The sequence below is a fragment of the Tatumella citrea genome, from assembly GCF_002163585.1.
Lineage (GTDB): Bacteria > Pseudomonadota > Gammaproteobacteria > Enterobacterales > Enterobacteriaceae > Tatumella > Tatumella citrea.
This window is the reverse complement of sequence record NZ_CP015579.1, coordinates 2,244,537-2,269,976: the sequence shown is the minus strand read 5'-3', so window position 1 is coordinate 2,269,976 and position 25,440 is coordinate 2,244,537. Positions and strand designations below refer to the sequence as shown.

The following is a 25,440-nucleotide window of genomic DNA, read 5'->3' as shown; positions in this document are numbered from 1 at the left end:
GTGCAACAGATTGCCCGCTCTGTCGCCCTGGCATTTAATAACCTGCCGCGACCTCATCGCATTATCCTGGGGTCGCTCAGCGTAATAACGTTGGCTGTCGCAGTATGGCGGCCGCCGTTTTACCCGCACGGTGATGCATCAGAATCGATAGTCAGAAATATTGAAACCGACACAGAACAACTCAGCCATATATTGCCGGAAGCCAGTGAACCACTGGACCAGAATAACTCAGCAGCAGATGAAGAAGATGTTCCGCCGGATGACACCCCGGACAGTGATACCCCGACAGGGCGTGATTACACAGTATCCTCTGGTGATACGCTAAGCAGTATCCTGAATCAGTACGGAATTGATCTCACCGATATCAATGCTCTGGTAAGCAGCGATAAAGCGTTGCGTAATGTCAACGTAGGGCAGAGCCTTAGCTGGACACTCAATGCAGATGGTCAGTTACAAACGCTGAGCTGGGAAATTTCGCGCAGAGAAACCCGTGATTATCAGCGTACTGCTCAGGGCGGTTTTACCATGACGCCGACCATTCAGAAAGGGATCTGGCAGGACAGCGTTCTGCGGGGCTCGGTGCAGGGTAGCTTCTCTCAGAGCGCTCAGCGTGCGGGACTGTCGGCGGCGGAAGCCAGTGCGGTAATTAAGGCGCTACAGTGGCAAATGGATTTTCGCAAATTACGGGCAGGGGATAAATTCAGCGTCCTGATGTCCCGTGAAAATCTTGATGGTAAAACCATGCAGAGCCAGTTATTGGGGGTACGATTACGTTCCTCAGGTAAAGATTATTATGCTTTCCGCGCAGATGACGGAAAATTTTATGATCGTAGCGGTTCCGGGTTGTCACGAGGCTTCTTACGCTTTCCGACGGTGAAACAGTACCGTGTCTCCTCTAATTTCAACCCGCGTCGCCTCAACCCGGTTACTGGCCGGATTGCTCCGCATCGAGGCGTCGATTTTGCTCTGCCGGTAGGTACGCCGGTGCTGGCAGTTGGCGACGGAGAGGTGATTACTGCGAAAAACGGAGGCGCAGCCGGAAACTATGTGGCACTGCGCCATGGTCGCCAGTATATGACCCGTTATATGCACCTCAGCCGTGTACTGGTTAAACCCGGACAGAAAGTGAAACGTGGTGACCGGATAGCGTTGTCCGGTAATACCGGCCGTTCGACCGGACCGCACCTGCATTTTGAAATCTGGATCAACAACCAGGCAGTGAATCCGCTGACAGCGCAGATGCCAAGAATGGAAGGGCTGAATGGCGGTGCACGTAAGCAGTACCTGGCAGATGTGAAAGGCTGGCAGAAGCAACTGACTTTATAGACCGAAGAGTTCCCCTCTGATCAAGCCGGTGTATTTTCATCCGGCTTTTTTCATTTATGCAGATGATTATTGCAAAATATCCCTTCAGCACTATCATGATCCCGGTATCTACAGAGGCCAGTGCATGAAGAATGAAAAAAAGAACAATGTCGAATTTATTCCGCAATTTAAGACGGAATTTCTGAAACCCCGGTATTGGGGTAACTGGGTAGCTATTGCTGCTTTGGGTGGTATGGCTTTGCTGCCGGTCACTGTTCGCGACCCTGTGCTGGGGACGCTGGGGAAGTGGGTTGGCCGGCTGGCGAAAAGTGCCCGCCGACGTGCCCGAATTAATCTGTTGTATTGCCTGCCTGAATTGTCGGAAGAACAACGTGAGCTGATTATTGATCAGATGTTTGCTACCGCACCACAAGCGATGGTGATGATGGCAGAACTTGCGTTGAAAAAGCCGGAGCCGGTTCGCAAGCGGGTAGTCTGGCATGGCCGGGAGATAATCAGTCAGCTACAGGAACAACAGCAGAATGTTATCTTTCTGGTCCCGCATGGCTGGGGCGTGGATATCCCTGCCATGTTGCTTGCTTCTGAAGGTCAGAAAATGGCCGCGATGTTCCATAATCAGAAAAACCAGCTGATGGATTATATCTGGAATCGCTTACGTCGCGGATATGGCGGACGTATGCATGCCCGAAATGACGGGATTAAACCCTTTATCAGCTCAGTCCGACAGGGTTACTGGGGTTATTATCTTCCTGACCAGGACCACGGTGCTGAACACAGTGAATTCGTTGACTTTTTTGCAACTTATAAAGCCACACTGCCGGCGATTGGCCGGCTGATGAAGGTATGCCGCGCGCAGGTGGTACCATTATTCCCGGTGTACAATGGAAAAACACATCAGCTTGATATCTATATCCGCCCGCCGATGGAAGGTCTGGAACAGGCCGATGATCCTACCCTGGCACGGCGGATGAATGAGGAAGTGGAAATTTTTGTCAGACCGCATCCGGAACAGTACACGTGGATACTTAAGTTACTGAAAACCCGGCGGGAAGGGGATACTGAACCCTATGTGCGTAAAGATCTTTAACCACTGAATTCGTGCTACAGATATTCTGCGGACAATGAGATTGTCCGCAGAATAAACCAGATTACTCTACCCGAAGGACACGGCTGGTATTGGTCGTTCCGCTGGCGCCCATCACATCTCCCTGAGTCACAATCACCAGGTCGCCTGTCATCAGATAACCTTTATCACGTAACAGCGTTACAGCGTCGTAGGCAGCTGCGACACCGTCGGTGTAGCTTTTGAAGGCTACCGGCGTAACACCGCGGTACAGCGCGGTCAGGCTCAGTGTTTTCGGATGACGGGACATCGCAAAAATGGGTAATCCTGAGGTTATACGTGAAGTCATCAGTGCCGTTCTGCCAGACTCGGTCATTGTGATAATGGCGGTCACTCCGCGAAGATGATTCGCGGCATACATGGCAGACATGGCTATGGCTTCTTCGATATTGTCAAACTGTACATCCAGACGATGTTTCGAGACGTTTACGCTAGGGATTTTCTCCGCACCGAGACAGACTTTAGCCATGGCACTGACAGTTTCTGCGGGATACTGACCGGCGGCAGTTTCTGCTGACAGCATAACGGCATCGGTCCCGTCCAGCACGGCGTTAGCTACGTCCATAACTTCAGCACGGGTTGGCATCGGGTTGGTGATCATCGACTCCATCATCTGGGTCGCGGTAATTACGGTTCTGTTAAGCTGACGAGCCCGGCGGATCAGTGTTTTTTGAATACCCACCAGTTCCGGATCGCCAATTTCCACGCCAAGATCACCACGGGCGACCATCACCACATCACAAGCCAGAATTATGTCATCCATGGCTGCCTGGGTTGCCACGGCTTCTGCGCGTTCCACCTTGGCCACAATCTGCGCTTCGCAACCCGCTTCCTGTGCCAGCTTACGGGCGTATTGCAGATCAGCACCGGAACGAGGGAAAGAGACCGCCAGATAATCGACTCCGATTTTGGCGGCAGTATGAATATCCGCTTTATCTTTCTCGGTCAGAGCCGCAGCAGATAATCCGCCACCCAGCTTATTGATGCCTTTGTTATTTGACAGCGGACCACCAACAGTCACTTCGGTAAACACCTGAGAGTCATTGACCCGCAACACTTTTAACTGAACGCGACCGTCGTCGAGTAATAAAATATCACCCGGGACAACATCCTGTGGCAGGCCCTTATAATCAATCCCGACCTTATCTTTATCGCCTTCACCTTTACCCAGGTCAGCATCCAGCAGGAAGGCATCGCCTACATTCAGGAATACCTTACCGTCTTTAAAGGTGGAAACGCGGATTTTAGGACCCTGTAAATCCCCGAGAATAGCCACATGGCGCCCCAGTTTTGCCGCAATTTCCCGTGTTTTATCTGCACGGGCCTGGTGATCTCCAGGGCTTCCATGCGAGAAATTCAGACGGACTACGTTGGCACCTGCAGCAATGATCTTTTCAAGATTATTATCGCGATCAGTGGCCGGACCAAGGGTAGTAACAATTTTGGTTCTTCTGAGACGTCGTGACATTGAAGGACTCCATTGACAAAAAAACTGCGGGATAGTCGCCACAGCGGAATTTATGCCGGTATTCTAGCCGAAATATGTTATCTGTTTCGAGCTAAAATGTTGTCATAATGTTAAATAAGACACTGCCCGAACTGTTATTATCACAGCGCGATTTGAACAGCAGATCTTTGATTCGGTGCAACGAAAGATGATTTATTTTTTTCTGGCTGAGACAGTGTGAAAAAAATGACGCTACCACCCTAAACTGTGGCACAAAAAAAGTCACCGGCTATTATTGGCAGAGGCAATTTCAATCTTAGTCACTCACTAAAAACAATGCAGAAATGATAAAATCGCCCTAATGGATAAGTTATCACTAACAGTTTCACGTAGATATGATGACTGTGTTTCTGTCTGCCGAAGTCAGATTGCAAACGCCACTACAGAACCCATTGAAACATCAGGGGATTAACCTTGTATTTACCTGGTGTTATGAAAGCAGTACAGTGTAACGCAATTGAATAATGAAAGAGTCCGACAATGTCAGCAGACAGTGACGGTAATTCTGCAACGAGGAGAATAGAATGTCGGTAACCCATCAGGCCCAGGCATGTGATCTGGTCATTTTCGGTGCCAAAGGTGATCTCGCGCGCCGCAAGCTGTTGCCATCCCTTTATCAGCTGGAAAAAGCCGGACAGATCCATGAAGATTCACGCATCATTGGTGTGGGAAGAGCAGACTGGGATAAAGCTGCTTACACCAAAGTGGTTCGCGAAGCCCTGGAAACCTTTATGAAGGAAAAAATCGATGAAACGCTGTGGGATAAACTCAGCAATCGCCTCGATTTTTGTAACCTGGATGTCAACGACAGCGCCCACTTCGTCCGTTTAGGAAAGATGCTGGATCAGAAGAAACGTACCACCATTAACTACTTTGCAATGCCACCGAATACCTTTGGTGCCATCTGTAAAGGGCTGGGACAGGCGAAACTGAATGCCAGGCCTGCCCGCGTTGTTATGGAGAAGCCACTGGGTACCTCGCTGGAAACTTCCCGTGAAATCAACGACAGTGTTGGTGAGTACTTTGAAGAGAGCCAGGTTTTCCGTATCGACCACTATCTGGGCAAAGAGACCGTACTGAATCTGCTGGCACTGCGTTTTGCAAACTCAATCTTCGTTAACAACTGGGATAACCGCACTATTGATAGTGTGCAAATCACCGTTGCTGAAGAAGTGGGCATTGAAGGTCGCTGGGGTTATTTCGACCAGGCAGGTCAGATGCGGGATATGATTCAGAACCACCTGTTGCAGATTCTGACAATGATCGCGATGTCTCCTCCATCCGATCTGGGTGCCGACAGTATCCGTGATGAGAAAGTTAAAGTGCTGCGCTCTCTGCGCCGTATCGATCAGACTAACGTCCGTGATAAGACAGTACGCGGCCAGTATACTGCTGGTTTTGTTCAGGGCAAAAAAGTGCCTGGCTATCTGGAAGAAGAGGGTGCTAATAAAACCAGTACCACAGAAACGTTTGTTTCTATCCGGGTGGATATTGATAACTGGCGTTGGGCTGGCGTACCGTTCTATCTGAGAACCGGCAAACGTCTCCCGTCCAAGTGCTCTGAAGTTGTGGTTTATTTCAAAAACCCTGAACTGAACCTGTTCAAAGATTCCTACACAGAACTGCCTCAGAACAAGCTGACTATTCGTCTGCAACCCGATGAAGGTGTTGCTATCGAGATTCTGAATAAAGTGCCGGGGCTGGATCACAAACACAAACTTCAGACCACCAAGCTGGATCTGAGTTTTTCAGAGACCTTCAACCAGTCGCACCTGGCTGATGCCTATGAGCGTCTGTTGCTGGAAACTATGCGCGGCATTCAGGCACTGTTTGTGCGTCGTGACGAAGTTGAAGCAGCCTGGACCTGGGTTGACTCCATCGTTGAAGCATGGGCAGTAGACGGTGAAGGTGCTAAACCTTATCAGGCAGGAACCTGGGGGCCAGTGGCTTCCGTGGCTATGATCACCCGTGACGGGCGTTCATGGAATGAATTCGAGTAATTCGTCCTGTTGAACTGACTAATGGCCTGCTTTGCAGGCCATTTTTTTTGCCACAAACCGAACAGCAAACTGCCATCACACACCTCTGGTTTTGTCTGAACTGCGCTTTTACGGCGATAAACTTCGCTAATAATTTTTATAACTTATTGTTTTTAAGTTATAAAAAAATTGTTCTTTGTGTAAGGTCCACGCGACAGATCAATTCCTTCTTTGTCAGGTCACAATTCATTCCGGGCAACAGCGACAAAATATGCTGAATCGCTAAACTGTGGTGCGTTACACAGGTACAGGTAACACTCACAGAAAATGATTAGGGATGATTCGCAATGAAACTTACGGTTTCACTGGCGGCAATGATTGCTGCACTTCTTACGTACAGTTCTACACTAAACGCGGCTGAGCACAGTCTGAGCCTGGGATACACACAGGAAAAACTGGATTCAGTTAAATTGCACGGGGCAGATATTAAGTATCGCTTTGAATGGGGATCTCCGTGGAGTGTGATTTCCTCGCTCAGTTTTCAGACAAAAGAAATCGGGAATATCAGTGCCGGGCAGCAAGCGATAACCAGTGGGTCGGGCAGGGTAAAAATGGCTTCACTGATGGCGGGACCCGCTTTGCGTTTCAATGAATTTTTCAGTTTGTATGGTTTGGCCGGGTTAAATAAAGTAAGGCTGAACCAGCAATGGAAAATGAACCGGACAGACGGTAACGGTACTCTTACAGAACAGCAGTTTACCGATACTTTTCAACATTTATCGCCGGTAATAAGCCTGGGTACCCAGATTAATCCGCTCTCTTCTGTGGTTGTCGATTTTTCCTACTCTGTCGCAAGGCCAAAAGTCGGTGATACACGCTATAACTTAAATGTTCTCAGTCTGGGTGTCGGAGTTAAATTCTGATGCACAGCAGCGGCGTAATTACTGTTCGTCCGGACAGCAATCCTTGCCGTTAATCATACTGCCGGGTTTCACTTTTACCCTCTGACCCGCAACACATTATCAAAGATAAACCGGCACTCTGTTTAGGGTATCGGTTTGTATTTATCCTGGTTATTCCTGAGAAGACGGCAGAGAGGACAAAATGTCAAAATCTCTCACTGGCGCTGCTGCTCAGCCTGATGGTGCCGGAAGCCGTGCAGACTACCGACAAATATCCTTACCCCATGCACAGCCCTGCAAAATAAGATTGTTTTTTGAACTTTAACTGGTTGTAAAACAGACAAATTATAAGCTTTAACTCCTCATTTACTTCATATTTCATTAAATTGAAAAGAAATGTAAAACTGAGCTTACATAAAAATGAAATATAAATAAGAATGATTATCACAATCATTACATTGAGCGAATAGTTCCTTGAAAAAGAAAAATAATGTGGCACCTGCGTTTAAAACCATGAGTACATTAGGCGTTTTTGCGGGTATATGTGCACTGCCAGTCGCGGTTCAGGCTCAGACTACACAGCAAGCAACAACTACCGGTAATTCAACAGTTAGCAAACCGGCTACCCGACAGAAGAATAACGATATCGCTAAAACCGATGCCGGAAATACCCTGGTAGTGACAGGGGAGAGCTTACCGTCGTTGTATCTTCCACAGACACTCACTGACCCGAAATTTACCGCACCGCTGGCAGACACCACCCGGACTGTGACAGTCATTCCACATAAAGTTATTCAGGAACAGCAGGCGACAACTCTGACGGATGCTTTGAAAAACTCTCCTGGCGTAGGGGCCTTTTTCTCGGGAGAAAACGGCACCACCAATATGGGTGATGCCATCATGATGCGGGGAATTGATACCTCAAATAGCATCTATATCGACGGCATACGTGATATTGAAAGTGTCACCCGCGATACCTTTAATACCCAAAGTATCGAAGTAATTAAAGGTCCGTCCGGATCGGACTATGGACGTACGGCGCCTTCCGGTTCCATAAATATGGTAAGCAAACAGCCTGAACTCTATACCGGAGTTGACGGATCTGTGGGATATGGTAGTGCCTCCGAACGACGGGCAACCCTCGACTACAACCAGATGCTTAGTGACACTTCTGCGTTCCGGGTCAATGTGATGGGGGACAAAGGGAATACTAAAGGTCGTAATGACGTTAATCATGAAAAATATGGTATTGCACCTTCACTGGCCTTTGGTCTGGGCACATCCACCCGTTGGTACCTGGATTACTTTCATGAACAACAGGATAATACCCCGGATGGCGGCGTTTATACCGTCGGATTGCCGGGATATACCAACGCAAACAGCGTGTTAAACAATGCCAGTGCCGTGTCGTCTAAAACATTTTACGGCACTGATTCAGATTATGAACATGACATGATCGATACTTTCACCTCACGGGTGGAACACGACTTTAACGATCAAACGACATTGCGTAATACCACGCGCTGGTCTGAGACGCGCCAGCGTTACCTGCTTTCTGCGGTTACGGCGGGGACTGTCACCGAAGATGCTGACGGTTCGGTCTGGGGAACCAGAAATATGAACTCCAGCGATACTGTCGATAAAATTCTGACCAACCAGACTAACCTGACCACTAAATTCGATACCTATGGTATTCACCATAATGTCAGTACCGGACTTGAGCTGACTCAGGAAAACTATGTTTCTTATCCTTACGCTTTTAGTACTAATGCCGTAAACCTGCTGGATCCTGACTCTGATACTTCAGTGACCCGTACCACCGGCTATGGTTCGAAAGCGCGTACTAATACACTCGGTGTATATGCGTTTGATACGCTTAAGTTGCCGTACCGCTTTGAGATTAACGGCGGATTAAGGCTGGATAGTTATAAAACGCATTACACGGCAGGAAGTGCGACCGGGACCAGTGACCTCAGCCACTCCGGAAATCTGGTTAACTGGAAGGCTGGTGTGCTTTATCACCTGACCAGTGAAGGCAATCTCTATCTTAACTACGGTGTCTCCCAGCAACCACCAGGTGGAACCGACTTTAAACTGACCGATAATTCTGCCGACCGCGTGTCACGTGGCGGTGAAAACATCGATTTTAAACCTGAGCGGGCAGAAACCTCAGAATTCGGGACCAAATGGTCATTACTGAATAAAAAGCTGTTACTCAGTGCTGCACTGTTCCGAACCAATATTAAGAATGATGCCGAACTGGATGCAACGACTAATGAGTATGTGCAGATAGGCTCAAAACGGGTAGAAGGGTATGAGCTGACCGCTCAGGGAGATATTACCGATACAGTACATCTGATGGCGGGTTATACATTGCAAAATACCCGTACCGACCAGACCTCTTCCACCAGTGACGGGTCTGACTACATACCATTTACCCCAAGACATGCATTCACCTCATGGGCGACCTGGGATGTTTCTGATGCGGTCACCGTCGGGCTGGGAGCACGTTATACCGGCAGTATGCATAAGATTAAAGACAGTGCTTCAGGAACCCCTGCCAGTGTTGATCATTACTGGGTTGCAGACTCTATGGCCACCTGGCGGGTGAATTCCACTCTGGACCTGCAATTCAACCTGTATAACATGTTCAATAAGAAATACATTGCTGCACTGAACCGCAGTGGTTATCGCTATACACCAGGTACCCCGCGGACCTGGATGCTGACGGCCAACGTTCACTTCTGACAGTAACAGCCGGTTCCCGTGGTGTGCGCCACGGGGAACCCGGTGAACGTATCTTGTGGTACAGGATAATATCTGTAGTTCCGCTACAGTGTTGTCCTGTTACCAGCAGTATCCTGATCTGAAATCTTATGATGCATCAGTCGGGTTCTTAACCAGCCGGCAGCTTTGCCCTGAGCCTGTCGTTTACCCCACAACATATCTATCCCGACCAGCCAGTCTGTATGCGGGTATTCCTGCTGACGTAACTCAACCAGATCACCGTGATTAAGCTCCTGCCGGATAAATTCTGCCGGAATAGAAGCCCAGCCAATGCCTGCCCGTACAGCGTCGAGCATGGCATAGTAACTTTCAACCCGCCATTGTGAAGGGCCGGTTAGATATTCGGTGGTGGCAATGGATTTAGCCGCATCACCAAATGTTATCTGGCGGTGCGTTTGCAGGTCCCGGGTGGTCACAGGGATCTTTTGTGCCAGCGGGTGTTCAGCGCTGACCACATGTACCATGACAATTTTTCCCAACTGAACAAACTGCACTTTATCGGTATCGATGGGTCTGGATATCGCAATCCCGATATCTGCGTCCCCGCTGGCGACCATGGCTTCAACATCCCCATGGAAAGGTTCTCTGATATGAATGTCGGTTTGTGGGAAGGTCATAGAAAATTCATATAACACCGGGGCAATTAATGACCAGGGAATTTCGATGGCCAGGCTGATTTTACTCTCAATTTGCTGGCTGAAGGACAAAGAGCGTTGCTCCAGTGCCTGGCAACTTTCCAGCACCACCCGGGTGTAGGCCAGCAGGGAGTGTCCCTCTGCAGTCAGCTCAACCTGTCGGGGAGTGCGAACAAATAACACCACATTCAGTTCAATTTCAAGGTTTGCTATTGCCATACTGACCGCCGACGGGGCACGTTTTAATTCTCTGGCAGCGGCTGAAAATGAGCGGGTACGGGCGACCCTTTCAAAGGTCATAAGCTGATCAAATGTATAGCGCATTAATTCTCCAACCTGTCAGAAAAACTGACAGCTGATAACTCTGTTTAACTATTTTTCTGACATAAATTGGAAAACTTCAATCAATATCTTCGGAGTTTATCCATGAGTAACCTTCAGGCTTCATCCGGTGAGCCGAATGCTTTGTCGGTTCGTCGCTTACTGTCGTTGGGATTGCAGCATGTGATGATTATGTATGCCGGAACTGTCACCGTCCCCTTAATTATCGCGTCGGTAATGAATCTGAACAGTCAGCAGACGATAGTGCTGGTCAATGCCAGCCTGCTGACGTCAGGGCTGGCGACTTTACTTCAGTCGGTTGGTGTCGGACGCTTTGGTGCACGATTGCCATTAATTCAGGGATGTTCATTTGTGGTATTGGCACCGATGGCGTTGATCGGCCAACAGTATGGGTTGCCGACGGTGTTTGGATCGGCAATAGCCGCCGGACTGTTCACTGTCGGGTTTGCATCGTTATTCAGCAAACTGGTCCGTTTTTTTCCACCTCTGGTGATCGGCTGCGTGATTACTATTATTGGAATCTCACTCATTCCTGCTGCCGCGATATGGCTCGGCGGGGGTAATCCCGGGGCTCCGGATTTTGCCGCTCCGAAATATCTTCTGGTCGGTGGGGTGACTCTGATACTCACCCTTTGTCTGTATTGTAAGGGCCGTGGGTTGTTGCGTAACCTGAGCACATTGCTGGGCATGCTGGCCGGTACAGTGGTGGCGATTCCGTTAGGCATGACACATTTTGCTGCCGTGGCTGAGGCGTCCTGGCTGGGAATCAGCACTCCGTTCAGTTTCGGAATGCCTCAGTTCTCCTTAACGCCAGTGCTGGTTGCCTGCCTGTCGATGGTGATTGTTATGACTGAAACCACCGGGAATGTGTTGCTGATTGACCGCCTGATGGGGCAAAAAACAACACCGACTCGCCTGGCTGATACTTTACGGGCCGATGGGTTATCCACCATCGTTGGAGGATGTCTGAACAGCTTTCCGTATAACGCATTCTCTCAGAATGCCGGACTGCTGATGCTGACCCGGGTCTACAACCGAAAAGTGCTCACCATTGCCGGTATCATTCTTATCGTATTGGGCGTTTTCCCTAAAGTCGGTGCTGTGGTAGCCACTATCCCACGGCCGGTTTTGGGAGGTGTCGGTATTCTGATGTTTGGAATGACGCTGGTCGCAGGAATACAGGAACTGTGCCGCGCAGGATGTGAAAAAGAGAAAAATGCGCTGATTATCGCGACATCGGTCAGTGTTGGTACATTACCGGTGGCATTTCCAGGTCTGTTTAATGGTCTGCCTGCATCGCTTAAGTTACTGCTGGACAGTGGTATTTTTATCGGGGGCTTCACCGCAGTTCTGCTTAACGCCGTAATTAATGGCAGTGGTAAACAGGATGAGAATGGTATCGAAAAAACAGGGAGCAGCAGAGTATGAAAGCGACACATCCACAAATGATTCGGTTCCTCCGCCTGTCAAACGATGTAGGCAGGCGCGCGATGGCAATGGGCAATCATCCGTTTGGTGCCGTGCTGGTGGCCCCGGATAATCAGACAGTGTTAATGACACAATGTAATATTGATACGGTAAACCACGCGGAATCCACACTGGCGCGTATTGCTGCTGCAAACTATCCGGCTGACTATCTCTGGAACTGCACGCTATACACCGCAGTAGAGCCCTGTTGTATGTGTGCAGGAACCATTTACTGGGCAAACATTGGAAATGTAGTCTTTGGGATGTCAGAACAGAGCTTACTGGAATGCACCGGCAGCCATCCCCAAAACCCGACAATGAGTTTAGCGGCAGAAGAGGTCTTCAGGCATGGTCAGAAGGCGATAGTACTTACCGGTCCATTCAAAGAATTAGAAGAAGAAACGCATCAACTACAGAGTGAGTTCTGGCAGAGCAGATAATTAAGCAGAAGAGACAGCGGATAGTGCCGACACAATGGCATTATCCGCTGAACTAAAGGGCAGGTTACTTCCCGGTTACGCTGACTGCTTTGGCAGCAGTAATCGCGCGGCTTACCGCTTCATCAGTGGTTTCGCCCGTGGCTAAAGCAACACCAAGCCGACGACGACCTTCAATTTCAGGTTTGCCGAACAAACGTAATTGTAAGCCGGCCCCTAGTGCCTGTTCTACCGATGAAAAACGAACGTCCTGGCTGGTTAACTCAGGCAGTATTACCGCGGATGCTGACGGGCCATACTGACGAACGCCTCCGACCGGTAAGCCAAGGAAAGCACGAACGTGCAGTGCAAACTCTGACAGGTCCTGAGAAATCAGCGTTACCATTCCGGTATCATGCGGGCGAGGAGAGACTTCGCTAAAGATGACCTCATCACCACAGACAAACAACTCAACCCCAAACAGACCATAACCGCCGAGTGCCTTAACCACTGACTCTGCAATTTGTTGCGCTCGTTGTAATGCTAAGTCACTCATGGCCTGAGGTTGCCATGATTCACGGTAATCACCGTCTTCCTGGCGGTGGCCGATAGGGGCGCAGAAATGAATGCCGTCGACCGCATGTACGGTAAGCAACGTAATTTCGAAATCAAACTTAACTACGGCCTCGACGATAACCCGCCCGGCACCGGCACGGCCGCCTTGCTGGGCGTACTGCCAGGCTTTCTCCAGACCGGATGCATCACGGATAAAACTCTGTCCTTTACCTGAAGAGCTCATCACCGGTTTTACAATGCACGGAAAGCCGATTTCATTGGCGGCATCGACAAACGCCTGCTGACTGTCAGCGAAGCGATAGCCGGAAGTCGGTAGGGCCAGTTCTTCGGCAGCCAGACGACGGATACCTTCCCGGTTCATCGTCAGCTTAGCTGCACGGGCAGTAGGAACAACATGCACACCCTGTTGTTCGAGTTCCAGTAACTTATCTGTGGCAATAGCTTCAATTTCCGGAACTACATAATCAGGTTTTTCTTTAGCAATAATTGCCGCCAGAGCTTCGCCATCCAGCATATTGATGACATAGCTACGATGTGCCACATGCATTGCCGGCGCATCTGCATAGCGGTCAACCGCGATGACTTCCACGCCAAGCCGCTGGCATTCCAGTGCGACTTCTTTCCCCAGTTCACCTGAGCCCAATAACATGACACGTGTTGCTGACGGACGCAGTGCAGTTCCGAGAGTTACCATTATTTCCACCCGTTAATTCTGTTCAAAAACTGCCGCACAGTATAAAGGAAAACGATTGCGCAGGCATTAGCAGGCGATTTCTTTTTTATAATGGTAAAGTCCTATTCTGAGACAGGTGAGCACTACGGTGACAGTGTCACTTAAAGCCTGCTATGACCGGTGTTTTTCCGGCGGACTGCGACCAATTTTTCAGGACAGATGCTATGACAATTCCAAAAGCGGCAAAACATCCTCATACGATGGTGATGCACGGTGATATCAGGACCGATGACTACTACTGGTTACGGGATGATGAAAGAACCCGTCCGGAAGTACTGGATTATCTGCGACAGGAAAATGACTATTGTCAGCAGCAACTGGCCCCGCTGAAAGCACTGGAAGAGGCGCTTTACCAGGAAATGGTTGCTCGTATTCCCCCGAAAGATCACTCGGTGCCTTATCTGAAGAATGGCTTTTTGTATCAGCAGCGTTTTGAAGCAGGGGGCGAATACCCGTTATGGTATCGCGCCCGGGAAACTACCCAGGGTGAACCACGCTGGCAGTGTCTGATTGATTGCAATAAAAGAGCGGAAGGACATCCGTTCTATAGTCTTGGGGCGCTGGATATCACCACGGATAATTCTCTGATGGCGGTGGCGGAAGATTTCCTTTCACGGCGTCAGTATGAAATCCGTCTGTATGATTTGCGTGAGAAACGCTGGTTTCCGGAAGTACTGGAGGGCGTTTCTCCTTCACTAATGTGGGCCAATGATGGTCGTACTTTATTTTACGTCCGTCAGGATCCTGAAACCCTGCTGCCCTGGCAGGTATGGCGCCATGAAGCGGGTACCTCCGTGGACCAGGACCAGCTGGTATATCAGGAAGATGATGACAGCTTTTACGTCAGTCTCGGGAAAACAACTTCAGAAGACTTCATTGAAATTATCATCGACAGTACCACAACCAGCGAAATCTGGCTGGTGGATGCCAGCCTTCCTCATTCCGCGCCTGAGTGCTTTCTGCCTCGCCGTGAAGGGCATGAATACGGGCTGGATCATTACCAGCAGCAATTCTATATCCGTTCAAACGCGGCAGGTATTAACTTTGCCCTGTACAGCGCCGAACAGTCACAACGTGATGAAGCACAGTGGAAAACACTGATACCCGTCAGAGAACACAGAGTGCTGGAAGATTTTCAGGTGTTTCGTGACTGGCTGGTGACAGAGGAACGGGAGAACGGCTTAAGTTGTCTGTCGCAATATCACCGTTTCCGTGATGAGCAGCGGCTGATCAGTTTTGATGATCCGACCTATGTGACCTGGCTCGGTTACAATCCGTCACCGGAAACTTCGCAGCTGCGTTACGGATATTCTTCAATGACTACCCCGGCAACCACCTATCAGCTCGATCTTGACAGTGGTGAGCGAAAGACGCTGAAACAGAGCACGGTGAAAGGTTTTTCAGCCGATAAGTATCACAGTGAGTACCTCTGGTTGACAATGGATGATGGCTGTCAGGTTCCGGTATCACTTGTTTACCGTAAAGACCTGTTCCGGCACGGAGAAAATCCATTGCTGGTTTACGGATACGGCGCTTATGGCAGCAGTATGGATGCGGATTTCAGTAGCAGCCGTCTTAGCCTGCTTGACCGCGGATTTGTTTATGCATTGATTCATATTCGTGGCGGAGGAGAGTTGGGACAGGCCTGGTATGATGCAGGCCGGTTGGCAAATAAGCAGCATAGTTTCAGCGATTTCATTCAGTCTACCCGTCAGCTACTGGAGCGGGGTTACGGCCAGCCGCAGCGTTGTTATGCCATGGGCGGAAGTGCCGGTGGGTTGTTGATGGGGGCGGTGGTCAATCAGGCTCCTGAGCTCTATCACGGAGTGGTGGCCCAGGTGCCTTTCGTCGATGTGGTGACAACCATGCTCGATGAGAGTATTCCGCTGACTACCGGAGAATACGATGAATGGGGAAATCCGCAGCAAGCCGACAGCTACGCCATTATCCGTGCCTACAGTCCTTACGATAATGTGGTTGCTCAGGACTATCCGCATATGCTGGTGACCACGGGGCTGCATGACTCTCAGGTGCAATACTGGGAACCTGCCAAATGGGTGGCTAAATTACGCGATACAAAAACCGGTGATAACCTGCTGTTACTCTGGACAGACTTAGATGCCGGACATGGCGGGAAATCGGGGCGCTTCAAGGCTTACGAAGACACTGCGATGGAAAGCTCATTTCTGATTGCCCTGGCGGAAGGTAAGCTTCCGCCGGCAGAACATCAGGGCTGACCCTTAAGATAGCGCTGCAACGTCTGGCGGAAAGCAGGGCGCAGGTCCGTCAGATTGTCCAGCATCCAGCGCAGGTAGCTGGGATTTTTACGGGCTATCAGTGCGACAGGCTGTCCACGATATTTACCAAACGGAAAAACATCCTCTTCGCCTGCGACAGGAGCCGGCTGGCAAATTTCCAGCATTTGCGACGGGTTCCAGCCGGAATCATCAATAATTCTCAGCAGCAACGCGGCAGTGATATAACAATCATATAAGGCCCGGTGAGCATGCAAATCGGGCGGCGGAGTCACTTCCAGGTTCAGGCTGTGACGTAAAGCCTGATTACCATACTTCATGCCTGGCCACAGTTTTCGGGCCATTTTTAGAGTACACAACCACTGCCCACCCATTTCAGGCAACACCCGGCGGTCAAAACTGGCATTATGCGCGACATAGCAGTCACTGCCCTGATAGCGGGTAATGACCTGCTCCAGTGGTGGTTTGTCTGCCACCATCTGTGGGGTTATCCGGTGAATTGCCATTGCCTGATGGCTGATCGGTCGGTCAGGGCACACCAAATCACTCATTGGGTTAACTATCTGACCGTTGACCACATCTACCGAGGCAATTTCGACAATCCCTCCCTGCAGATCGCAGGTTTCGGTATCAATCACCCGTAGCATCAGTTTTTCTGTTTCGGTTCATAAGGCAAACGTGACAATGTCAGGGAGGTTTGGCGGAAAACACTCAGTCGCTGACGGAACCACTCCTGCATTGCGGCGGGTTGTTCTTTTTCTACAATCTCAGCCACCACCGGCATATTATACCGCTCTTTAAAAGCGACGCCGGACGCAGCCAGATCAGTATTGATTTGGTCTTTCTCTTCTGCAGAAAGCAGGGCTAAATTAAAACTCATCGGCAACTCCTGATTATTTAGCCACAAAGTAAATCTTTATCGGTCTGCAATCAACCCCTGCCCAAAACCGCCAAACTCGACAGCAGCATATTAGCGGCGTATCCTTGGCTGCATTATACGAAAGCTCACTAATAGCATCAGGAGATCAGCGTGTTGCGTATCAGCATGCCGGGCAGAGAGACTGTATTTACCCTTCGTAATATATTCATATTTTCCTCTGTGCGGAGTCACGCGTGATCGCTGCCAGCTATATTTTGCTGAGATTTGTTCACTTCACCAGCCTGATATTACTGACGGGATGCGCCAGTTACCGGGCCATTCTTGCTCCGGGTGAGTATGCCGGACGACTTTGGTCCCGGATTAAAGTTTGCTCATTGTGGGCGGCCGTGATTGCATTTATCTCTGCCGTGGCTATGTTTGCGGTACAGACAATACTGATGAGTGGTGAAACTGACGCGATATGGCAGGCTTCGGTGTGGTATGCCGTATCCGGCACCCGTTTCGGTCAGGCCTGGTTGCCGGTAATGTTGCTGGCGCTGTTTTCTGTATTATTGCATTGTTTCAGTGGCCGGCGGGTCGGATTACTGTTGCTGACGGGTTGTGTGGTTGGACTGATGTTTATGGCTACCACTGGTCACGCCGCTATGCATGACGGGGGACGGGGAATAGCTGGCCAACTGAGCCAGGCGATTCATCTGACCGCCGCCGCCTTCTGGTGCGGAGGTTTGTTGCCACTGTTACGACTGATGAAACAGGCGGCTGATGAACCTGACAACAGGAATGCTATCCGGACGATGATGAAGTTTTCTCGCTTTGGTCACTGGGCTGTGGCTATGACAATTATTAGCGGAATGCTGAATACGCTACTGATTGCCGGTTTTCCACTGCACTGGTCTGCCTGGCTGCAATGGTTATTAATTAAAGTCACGCTTGTGCTGGTGATGGTGGCTATTGCGCTGTTTAATCGTTACTGGCTGGTGCCTCGTTTTAACCGGCCACCTTATCAGAGTCACCGCTGGTTTATCCGGCTGACTCAGCTGGAATTACTAATTTCACTGGTAGTGATTGCGGTGGTGAGTTTGTTTGCCACACTATCACCGGTGTAATGTTTATCCCGTCATCACTGTGTATTGAAGGTTTATATCGAATGAAAAAATTACTTCCCATGCTGTTATTGCTAATTGTCAGCAGTCAGGCTCTGGCGACACAGGTCATCACGATTAACCGGCTGGAAACTGGCAAGAGCATCTGGCCGTTGCGTGACCGCGATGAGATTATGCTGACCTGTGAACAGGATGGTGCGTTGTTTGCAATTAACCCTTCAACTCTGATGAACTATCCGCTAAATGATAAAGCGCTGAACAGGGTGAAACAGGGCTTGTCACAGGGGGCGGACATTACTCAGCTGGTGGCTGATGACAAAAATCATCCGGGACAGAAAATGAGCCTTAAGCCATTCATTACTAAAGCACAATCGCTGTGTGGAAAATGATCTTAAGCACTGAATATACGCGGTGAAATGGCTGCGCTGGAAATAAGGCAAATCTCAACTATGATTACATTGTGAGGTCAACTACCTCGTGATGCCAATTTTTAGCGCACGGCTCTCTGAGCCATTTCCCTGGACCGGTCACAGGATTTGTGCCCGGTCTTTTTTTGTCACCGGATTAGCGAAATAATCGTCCGTCTCTCACAAGTTCGCGTGGATAACTGTTTTTTATCCGGTTACCGACTTTTTTCGCCAGCCCCAGTGGTTGTCCACGGTGTAGCACCAGCATTTCATCTGCCGGCAGAGGGTGTTCCGGATAAATGTCTCTGCCGCGGTACCACTCTTGAGCCTCGTTATCAGCCAGTTCAACAGTGGCGGCATTGTTTAAATCTGCCAGCGCAACCACTGCCTCATGTTGCCAACGGTAGCCTTTGGCGAAAGTTTCGGCCAGTTTTAGGCCGATTCTTGAGAAACGGACCCGTCCAAACAAAGGTACGGCTGCCTGTGGAAATAACCAGATCTCCTTATCCCGGGCCCACAGCTCCAGGCTGTCATCCCAGCGTAATCCGGAAGCTGCCGCATGCGTGCGGACTTCTGTAGCCTGTTTTCTGTTCAGCGGGTTGAATGGAAATTTACCCACTTTATAAGTCGGGGCCGGGAGTGGGGCGACGCTGGCAGTTTTGCGTAAGCAGGCGACAAAGAAACCTTCACTGTCGAAACGGTGAGGGAAAACATGAAGATAACCTTCCTCTGTAGCCACACGCTCTGCTCCTTCGAACAATTCATTCAGAGCAACGGCTTCGACTGCATCCGGATAACGGGTCAGTAAAGAATTAATGACCTGCTGATTCTCCAGGGTATTCAGCGTACAGGTCGAGTAGACCAGCGTGCCTCCGGATTTCAGCGCATGAAAGGCACTCTCCAGCAATTGTTGTTGTGTCGCTGCTATCTGTCTGCAGCTCTCCACACTCCAGTTCTTAAGCGCCTGAGGATCTTTGCGAATCACACCTTCACCGGAACAGGGTGCATCAAGCAGGATGGCATCGAACTGTTCAGGCAGTGCCGGACCGAAGACTGCGGCATCGAAGTGGGTTAGCGCGCTATGAGTGACTCCACAACGGCTGATATTGGCATGCAACACTTTCACTCTGCTGGCAGAATATTCGTTTGCCAGGATCATCCCCTGGTTATTCATCCGGGCAGCGATTTGTGTAGTTTTCGACCCCGGAGCTGCAGCCATATCCATCACATAATCTGGTGTTTCACTGTGAGCAAACAAGGCAGTGACCGGCAGCATAGAACTGGCTTCCTGAATATAAAACAGCCCGCTTAAATGCTCGGCAACGCTCCCCAGGGGCAGAGATTCATCGGCGCGGCTTAGCCAAAATCCTTCTTCACACCAGGGTACCGGGGTGAGTTGCCAGTCATAGACTGAAACCTGCTTCAGGAAATCGGCAACAGAGATTTTCAACGTATTTACACGAATGCTGCGGCGTAAAGGCTGATGGCAGAGTGCTTTAAACTGAGAAAACTGCTGTTCATCAGCCAGCAGTTGTTGCATCTGCAAAAGAAATTCTTCGGGGAAAAACAGAGATGAGTCGGACACAGCAGGCTACCGTCAGAAAATAATCCACCATTCTAACATGATAACGGGCAGCTTTGCTGCCCGTTATCCTTGTTCGCCATGTCAGTGGGAAATGGCGGTGCCCCATTGCTGCCAGTTTTTCGGTGCTTCGTTAAGCAACAGGAAGTGTTTCTCCGGGGTTGCCTCCGGAGCCAGCGGAACTGTTGGCGGGGTGGCAAATTCTATCCCGCCACGAATAAACTGTTGGAATGTTCCGGTTTTGACTACGCCGCCGACCAGACCGAAATTCAGGGTATAGCCGGAGGCCAGCCAGAATACTGAATTATTTCTGACCAGATACTGATAACGCTGGCTGATACGCAGAGCCACCTGAACACGATCGGCCAGTGCGCCCAATGATGTTCCGGTCACAGTACCGACCTCAACACCACGGAACAGCACCGGTGTACCAATGGTCAGCGAACCGGCTTCCGGCGCATCAACATAGAATGTTCTGCCGTTCAGATAGCGGGAATCGGTGATGGTAGCCTGTTGCAGTTCAAAACTGCGTGTGACGGAACCTTTGCCAGGATCAACATTCACATAAGGTTGTAAAATCGATTCCAGATGATTAACCCCGGTCGGAGAAATTTCAGGTGAAATTACCGAGAAACGACTGCCGGAACGGGCAAAGTCATTAACATATTCTGGGTACAGCACAGCTTTAGCCAGTACCTGGTTGTTGGCTGCATTCAGTGATAATGACTCAATCTGACCGATGGTGATCCCCAGATAGCGGATAGGCATGCCGGTTGACAGTTTACTGCCGTCATAAGTACGCAACGTAATCTGGCTGCCAATTGCCCGGGCCGCTGTTTCGGTCGGATAGAGGATACGGGTCTGTCCGGACTGATGATTGACTCCGTCCAGATTATCAAAACTAATTGCCCCTTTGAGGGCACGGTTCAACGGGGTAGCCTGTACAGTAATACCACTGGTATTTAACTGTACCCGTGCACCCCCTTCGGCCCAGAACACGCTGTCTTTGGTGATCAGATTCCGGTATGCAGGGTTAATATGCACTGCCACCAGGAAGTTATCTCTGAGTGGCGTCACTGCAACAATTTCACCCACCTGGAAACGGCGATACAGAACCACTGAACCGGCCTGGATATCCGGCAGGCTGGCAGCTGTCAGCGTCAGCGTCGTGGATGGTTTGTCACCGGTCACACCTTCGGCCGCTTTATTAGCATCAGCATATAAAGGATAGCTGGTACCAGGTTGCCCTTTATTGCCAGGCAACAAACGGATGCCGCCCTGTAACCACTCCCCGGGACTGGCACCGACCATCTGAATACCGTCCAGACTGACATTCACCCGAATCTGGCTATCGGCGACAAATTTACTGTCAGCGTGAACAAACTGGCGATAGGCACCGGAAACAGAAACAATAAAATGTACTCCGCTATCCGTCAGCTGGCGCTCTGAAACTGTACCAATCGGCACGCCGTTAAGAATCAATGGCTGGCCCGGAGTAATGCCGTAGCTGTCATCAGCAGTCAGTTGCACATTCAGTGTCCCCGGAGTACGCATCAGGGTTTGAGTCGATGGGTATACGGTAAAGTGAGACTGTGGATCACCGGCTCCCGGTACCAGCACTAAAGTATCACCGGTCAGCAAACTGCTCACCGAGGTGTCCGCCAGACTGAGTTTTGGCGAACGTAATTCAATCCGGGTCTGGCTGCGCATCAGGTCAGTTACTGACGGGTCTATAGTCAGTTCACCACTGACATGCTGTGGATCGGCCAGGTTCAGTTTAGTCAGGGTACCTACCTGCAGTCCCTGATACATCAGCGGTGTCGACCCTGCCGTCAGATTATTGCCGTCAGGGAGATCGAGGGAAATTTTCACACCACGGTGACTTTCTGCCAGATTAGGATAAAGGTTATAAGTCTCGTCCGCGGTGGCTGCCGGACTGGTGGTTGGTGAATCAAAAGCAATGGCACCATTTATCAATGCAGGCAGGCTATCCATCCGCACGTTAACGCCATTCAGACCGATGCTGGCATCTATCCCGGAAACGTTCCAGAAGCGGCTGTCTTTTTTCACCAGATTACCGTAGCGGCGCTCAATCAGTACATCGATAACCACGCCCCGGTTGTCGCCGTTAACGCTGTAATTATAGACCTTACCTACGGGGATTTTACGGTAATAGACCAGGGAGCCGGTGGAGAGAGAGCCCAGATCTGAGGCATTAAGATGCAACATTAAACCGGAAACGTTGGTATTAAATTTGGGTTGCGAGTCCAGCGCGGTAAAATTCTCCTGAGGCTTACCACTGCCTGGCATCATCGAGATATAGTTACCTCCCACCAAAGCGTCCAGACCGGAGACTCCGGCCAGTGATGCTTGTGGGGTCACCAGCCAGAACTGAGTTTTCTCGCGCAGCGCCTCTTTCATATCGCTTTTGATGCTGGCCTTAATACGAATAGTCCGGTAATCGTCGCTGAGCACAATACCTTCAACAGTCCCCACCTGCACGCCCTGATAGCGGATAGGTGTACGCCCCGGCACAATACCATCTGCAGTCTGAAAATTGATGGTGATAGTGGTTCCGCGTTCCTGGTAGTTCTGCCACAGCAACCAGCCAGTGATCAGTAAAGCGACCAGTGGCAGCAGCCAGAACGGGGAGATTTTGCGCTTTTTTGTTACCGCAGAACTAATCGGCATATTCGGCGTTTCCTGTTGCATATGCATCCCAGATTAAACGACTGTCCAGCCATTCGGCGGCAAGTATCGTCAGGATTACGGCAGAACCGAAGTAAAATGCTGCCGGTCCCATGGTGAAAGCTAACAATTGGTCACGGTTAACCAGCGACATCGTCAGCGAAATGACAAACAAATCTAGCATAGACCAGCGGCCAATCCATTTTATGGCTCGTAGCAGGCGAATCCTGGTTTTCAGGCCCTGAACACATTTAAAATGAATGCTCAGCAGTAACGACAGCATGATAAGGACTTTGCTGAACGGTACCAGAATACTGGCGATAAATACCACCATCGCGACGGGGATATTACCTGAACCCAGCGATAAAATACCTGAAAAAATAGTGTCCTGCTGACGGGCACCATTCAGATAAATTACTGAGATGGGCAACAGGTTCGCCGGGAAGAGCAATACTATGGAAGATATCAGTGCCGCCCAGGTCTTCTGCAGGCTGTACGGCATACGTCGGGATAGCTGTGTATGGCAGCGCGGACAGCGTCCTTTGCTGTCTGCGCCGCCACTGAAATGGCAGTTCAGGCAGACGATTATCTTATCTTTGGCCAGTGCGCTCGGAGGCTGAGGGTAAAAATGTTGCCATAAAGATTCCGGGTTCAGGTTAATCAGCATAATCAGGCTGAGCAGTGTCAGCGAGATAAATGCAACCAGCCCGTAGCCTGCTTCCAGAGAGGCATAATCCTGAACTTTGATCGCGGCGACAGCAATGCCAACCAGATAAATATCCAGCATTACCCACTCTTTAAGCTTGTCCAGCATCAGTAATACCGGTCGCAGATTCATCCCCAGCCAGTGCCCAACCACCAGATAAATCATCGACAAAACAAGAGTGAGAGGGGCACCAATTGCGCCGAACATCACCATAGAAGCCGTCAGAACATCGCCCTGAGCGACAATCTGGTAAATACCTTCGGTGAGACTGGCATTGATAGTCATGCCCAGCAGAGAAATACGAATTAAAGGCAGGCTGTAAGCCAAAGGCATCAGGCACAACATCATAGCGGCAATGACAACCAGTCGCAGGAGAGACCATTCGCGGCCACTGCGGATTTTAGCCATACAACGGGGGCAATACGCTGTTTCGTGCGAATTCACCTCTGACAGGCAAAAAATGATATCGCATTGAGGACACCGGTGAGTGTCACTGTGTAATAATGGATGCCTGATTTTGAGTATTTTCATAAAAAAATTTGATGGTTACCCGGTGTGGCGGCATAAAATCCTGAATTATCTCAGCGCATGTCTGCTATATTTCTGCCGACGATAATGAAGAGATTTCCCGGACAACAGATTGCTAAGAGTATAGTAACTCTGTTATTGATTCATTATGTCTGTGTATGTTTTCGTGCTATCGGATGGCACAGAGGGCGATAATATTTTGTTAATGTATATGGTTGGTGTATGAGCAAACAAGCATTTTATGATGAGCTTAACCGTGATTTCGGCGCATTGATTTCTGGCGAAACCTCATTCCTTGCACTGATGGGCAACTGCAGTGCGTTGTTGTTCGAACGGTTATCAGAGGTTAACTGGGCTGGTTTCTATTTGCTCAGCGAACCGGAAACGCTGGTGCTGGGGCCGTTCCAGGGCAAGATCGCCTGTGTTCGTATTCCTGTCGGGCGAGGTGTTTGCGGAACAGCCGTCGCGGAAAATGCCGTACAACGGGTGGCCGATGTCCATGCTTTTGCCGGACACATTGCCTGTGACGCTGCAAGTAACTCTGAAATTGTGTTACCGGTGGCGGTAAACGGACAAACTATCGGGGTGCTGGATATTGACAGTACTGCCTATGGCCGTTTTGATGCCGAAGATGAAAAAGGCTTGCGTACCCTGACGGAAACGTTGTCTGCCGCCTTGTCTGCCACAGAAATTGAAAGATTTTTGCAACAGAACGGCAGCTAATTGACAGGATGCATAGCATTTAGCAACGTTGTCATTATAATGACGCCTGTTCATGCCTTCTTTGGTCGGCAAAACCGTTGTAATCAGGAAATTTCATGGAAAATCAACCTAAGTTGAATAGCAGTAAAGAAGTTATCGCCTTTCTGGCACAGCAATTCCCGCAATGTTTTTGCATTGAAGGTGAAGCTAAACCACTGAAAATTGGTATTTTTCAGGATATCGTTGAGCGTGTGCCGGGGGATTCTGCTATCAGTAAAACCCAGTTGCGTTCCGCACTTCGCCTGTATACCTCCAGTTGGCGTTACCTGCACGGCATTAAAGCCGGTGCCACAAGGGTAGATCTTGATGGTAATGCGTGTGGTGTGCTGGATGAGCAGCATGTGGAACATGCACGTAAGCAACTGGAAGAAGCCAAAGCCAGAGTACAGGCGCACAGAGCCCAACAGCGTGCCCGTAAAGCAGAGGCCGGAGAAGAGACTGCCGAAGTACGCAAACCGCGTAAACCCGCGCCTCGTAAAGCCGCTTCAGATGAAGCTCCACGCAAACCCCGTGAAAATGCCAAAAAAACCGCAGCTCCACGGGCACCTCAGGCTGTCGAATCCCGTAAACCGGTGACAGATACTTCCGTACTGCAGGCAGGTCAGGCGATTAAAGTTAAAGCCGGACAAAATGCAATGGATGCAACCGTCCTGGAAGTATCAAAAGAGGGTGTGCGGGTTCAGCTTTCATCCGGCATGGCAATGATTGTACGCGCAGAACACTTGCAGTTCTGAAA

The 25,440-nt window shown here is 50.0% G+C and carries 20 protein-coding genes; 12 read left to right on the top strand and 8 right to left on the bottom strand.

Going from position 1 to position 25,440, the window contains the following annotated elements:
• Together mepM and lpxM are read left to right on the top strand one after the other, a co-directional pair.
• On the top strand, positions 1-1,326 hold the full coding sequence (gene mepM / locus A7K98_RS10820) for a murein DD-endopeptidase MepM (RefSeq protein ID WP_087488565.1): 1,326 nt from the start codon (positions 1-3) through the stop codon (positions 1,324-1,326).
• 124 nt (positions 1,327-1,450) lie between these two features.
• Entirely contained in the window at positions 1,451-2,413 is a 963-nt protein-coding gene (gene lpxM, locus A7K98_RS10815) for a lauroyl-Kdo(2)-lipid IV(A) myristoyltransferase (protein ID WP_087488564.1), read from the top strand.
• Between the two features lie 61 nt (positions 2,414-2,474).
• On the opposite strand, the gene pyk is transcribed toward lpxM, so the two are convergent.
• A complete protein-coding gene (pyk, locus tag A7K98_RS10810) occupies positions 2,475-3,917 on the bottom strand; it encodes a pyruvate kinase (RefSeq protein ID WP_087488563.1) in 1,443 nt (480 codons plus the stop codon).
• Positions 3,918-4,480: 563 nt separating this feature from the next.
• Between pyk and zwf the strand changes: the two genes are divergently transcribed.
• The 3 genes from zwf to A7K98_RS10795 all read left to right on the top strand — a co-directional run bounded on the left by zwf (position 4,481) and on the right by A7K98_RS10795 (position 9,585).
• Positions 4,481-5,956, top strand: a complete 1,476-nt coding sequence (zwf, locus tag A7K98_RS10805; RefSeq protein ID WP_087488562.1) for a glucose-6-phosphate dehydrogenase — start codon at positions 4,481-4,483, stop codon at positions 5,954-5,956.
• 326 nt (positions 5,957-6,282) lie between these two features.
• A complete protein-coding gene (locus tag A7K98_RS10800) occupies positions 6,283-6,858 on the top strand; it encodes an Ail/Lom family outer membrane beta-barrel protein (protein WP_087488561.1) in 576 nt (191 codons plus the stop codon).
• 492 nt (positions 6,859-7,350) lie between these two features.
• Positions 7,351-9,585, top strand: coding sequence for a catecholate siderophore receptor Fiu (locus tag A7K98_RS10795; RefSeq protein WP_087490465.1), 2,235 nt, complete (start codon positions 7,351-7,353; stop codon positions 9,583-9,585).
• A gap of 83 nt (positions 9,586-9,668) precedes the next feature.
• Here A7K98_RS10795 and A7K98_RS10790 read toward each other — a convergent pair whose 3' ends face one another.
• On the bottom strand, positions 9,669-10,583 hold the full coding sequence (locus tag A7K98_RS10790; RefSeq protein ID WP_087488560.1) for a LysR family transcriptional regulator: 915 nt from the start codon (positions 10,581-10,583) through the stop codon (positions 9,669-9,671).
• A 102-nt stretch (positions 10,584-10,685) separates the two neighbouring features.
• On the opposite strand from A7K98_RS10790, the gene A7K98_RS10785 reads away from it, so the two are divergent.
• Positions 10,686-12,029: a nucleobase:cation symporter-2 family protein gene (locus A7K98_RS10785; protein WP_087488559.1), complete on the top strand. Its 1,344-nt coding sequence runs from the start codon at positions 10,686-10,688 to the stop codon at positions 12,027-12,029.
• Positions 12,026-12,508: a nucleoside deaminase gene (locus tag A7K98_RS10780; RefSeq protein ID WP_087488558.1), complete on the top strand. Its 483-nt coding sequence runs from the start codon at positions 12,026-12,028 to the stop codon at positions 12,506-12,508. Before A7K98_RS10785 ends, A7K98_RS10780 begins: the two co-directional genes overlap by 4 nt.
• 64 nt (positions 12,509-12,572) lie before the next feature.
• Here the strand turns inward: A7K98_RS10780 and purT are convergent, their stop codons facing one another.
• On the bottom strand, positions 12,573-13,754 hold the full coding sequence (gene purT / locus A7K98_RS10775) for a formate-dependent phosphoribosylglycinamide formyltransferase (RefSeq protein WP_087488557.1): 1,182 nt from the start codon (positions 13,752-13,754) through the stop codon (positions 12,573-12,575).
• A 203-nt stretch (positions 13,755-13,957) separates the two neighbouring features.
• Between purT and A7K98_RS10770 the strand changes: the two genes are divergently transcribed.
• The gene (locus A7K98_RS10770) at positions 13,958-16,030 is read left to right on the top strand and encodes a S9 family peptidase (RefSeq protein WP_087490464.1); all 2,073 of its coding nucleotides are present in this window, start codon (positions 13,958-13,960) and stop codon (positions 16,028-16,030) included.
• Here A7K98_RS10770 and exoX read toward each other — a convergent pair.
• Both exoX and A7K98_RS10760 read right to left on the bottom strand, forming a co-directional pair.
• The gene (exoX, locus tag A7K98_RS10765; protein WP_087488556.1) at positions 16,021-16,695 is read right to left on the bottom strand and encodes an exodeoxyribonuclease X; all 675 of its coding nucleotides are present in this window, start codon (positions 16,693-16,695) and stop codon (positions 16,021-16,023) included. The two genes, A7K98_RS10770 and exoX, sit on opposite strands and share 10 nt — an antisense overlap.
• Positions 16,695-16,928: a DNA polymerase III subunit theta gene (locus A7K98_RS10760; protein WP_087488555.1), complete on the bottom strand. Its 234-nt coding sequence runs from the start codon at positions 16,926-16,928 to the stop codon at positions 16,695-16,697. The genes exoX and A7K98_RS10760 overlap by 1 nt, the downstream gene beginning before the upstream one ends.
• Before the next feature lie 233 nt (positions 16,929-17,161).
• Here A7K98_RS10760 and copD point away from each other — a divergent pair, with 233 nt between their 5' ends.
• Positions 17,162-18,034, top strand: coding sequence for a copper homeostasis membrane protein CopD (copD, locus tag A7K98_RS10755; protein ID WP_087488554.1), 873 nt, complete (start codon positions 17,162-17,164; stop codon positions 18,032-18,034).
• A 41-nt stretch (positions 18,035-18,075) separates the two neighbouring features.
• Positions 18,076-18,420 (top strand): DUF2511 domain-containing protein, encoded by a 345-nt coding sequence (locus A7K98_RS10750; RefSeq protein ID WP_087490463.1) that lies wholly within the window; start codon positions 18,076-18,078, stop codon positions 18,418-18,420.
• A 175-nt stretch (positions 18,421-18,595) separates the two neighbouring features.
• Here the strand turns inward: A7K98_RS10750 and rsmF are convergent, their stop codons facing one another.
• The 3 genes from rsmF to yebS all read right to left on the bottom strand — a co-directional run bounded on the left by rsmF (position 18,596) and on the right by yebS (position 23,945).
• A complete protein-coding gene (gene rsmF, locus A7K98_RS10745; RefSeq protein ID WP_407703112.1) occupies positions 18,596-19,978 on the bottom strand; it encodes a 16S rRNA (cytosine(1407)-C(5))-methyltransferase RsmF in 1,383 nt (460 codons plus the stop codon).
• A 126-nt stretch (positions 19,979-20,104) separates the two neighbouring features.
• Entirely contained in the window at positions 20,105-22,732 is a 2,628-nt protein-coding gene (locus tag A7K98_RS10740; RefSeq protein WP_087488552.1) for a PqiB family protein, read from the bottom strand.
• On the bottom strand, positions 22,701-23,945 hold the full coding sequence (gene yebS / locus A7K98_RS10735; protein WP_087488551.1) for a membrane integrity lipid transport subunit YebS: 1,245 nt from the start codon (positions 23,943-23,945) through the stop codon (positions 22,701-22,703). The genes A7K98_RS10740 and yebS overlap by 32 nt, the downstream gene beginning before the upstream one ends.
• 219 nt (positions 23,946-24,164) lie before the next feature.
• Here yebS and A7K98_RS10730 point away from each other — a divergent pair, with 219 nt between their 5' ends.
• Positions 24,165-24,665: a GAF domain-containing protein gene (locus A7K98_RS10730; protein WP_087488550.1), complete on the top strand. Its 501-nt coding sequence runs from the start codon at positions 24,165-24,167 to the stop codon at positions 24,663-24,665.
• 95 nt (positions 24,666-24,760) lie between these two features.
• A complete protein-coding gene (gene proQ / locus A7K98_RS10725) occupies positions 24,761-25,438 on the top strand; it encodes an RNA chaperone ProQ (RefSeq protein WP_087488549.1) in 678 nt (225 codons plus the stop codon).
• Positions 25,439-25,440: the final 2 nt, after the last annotated feature.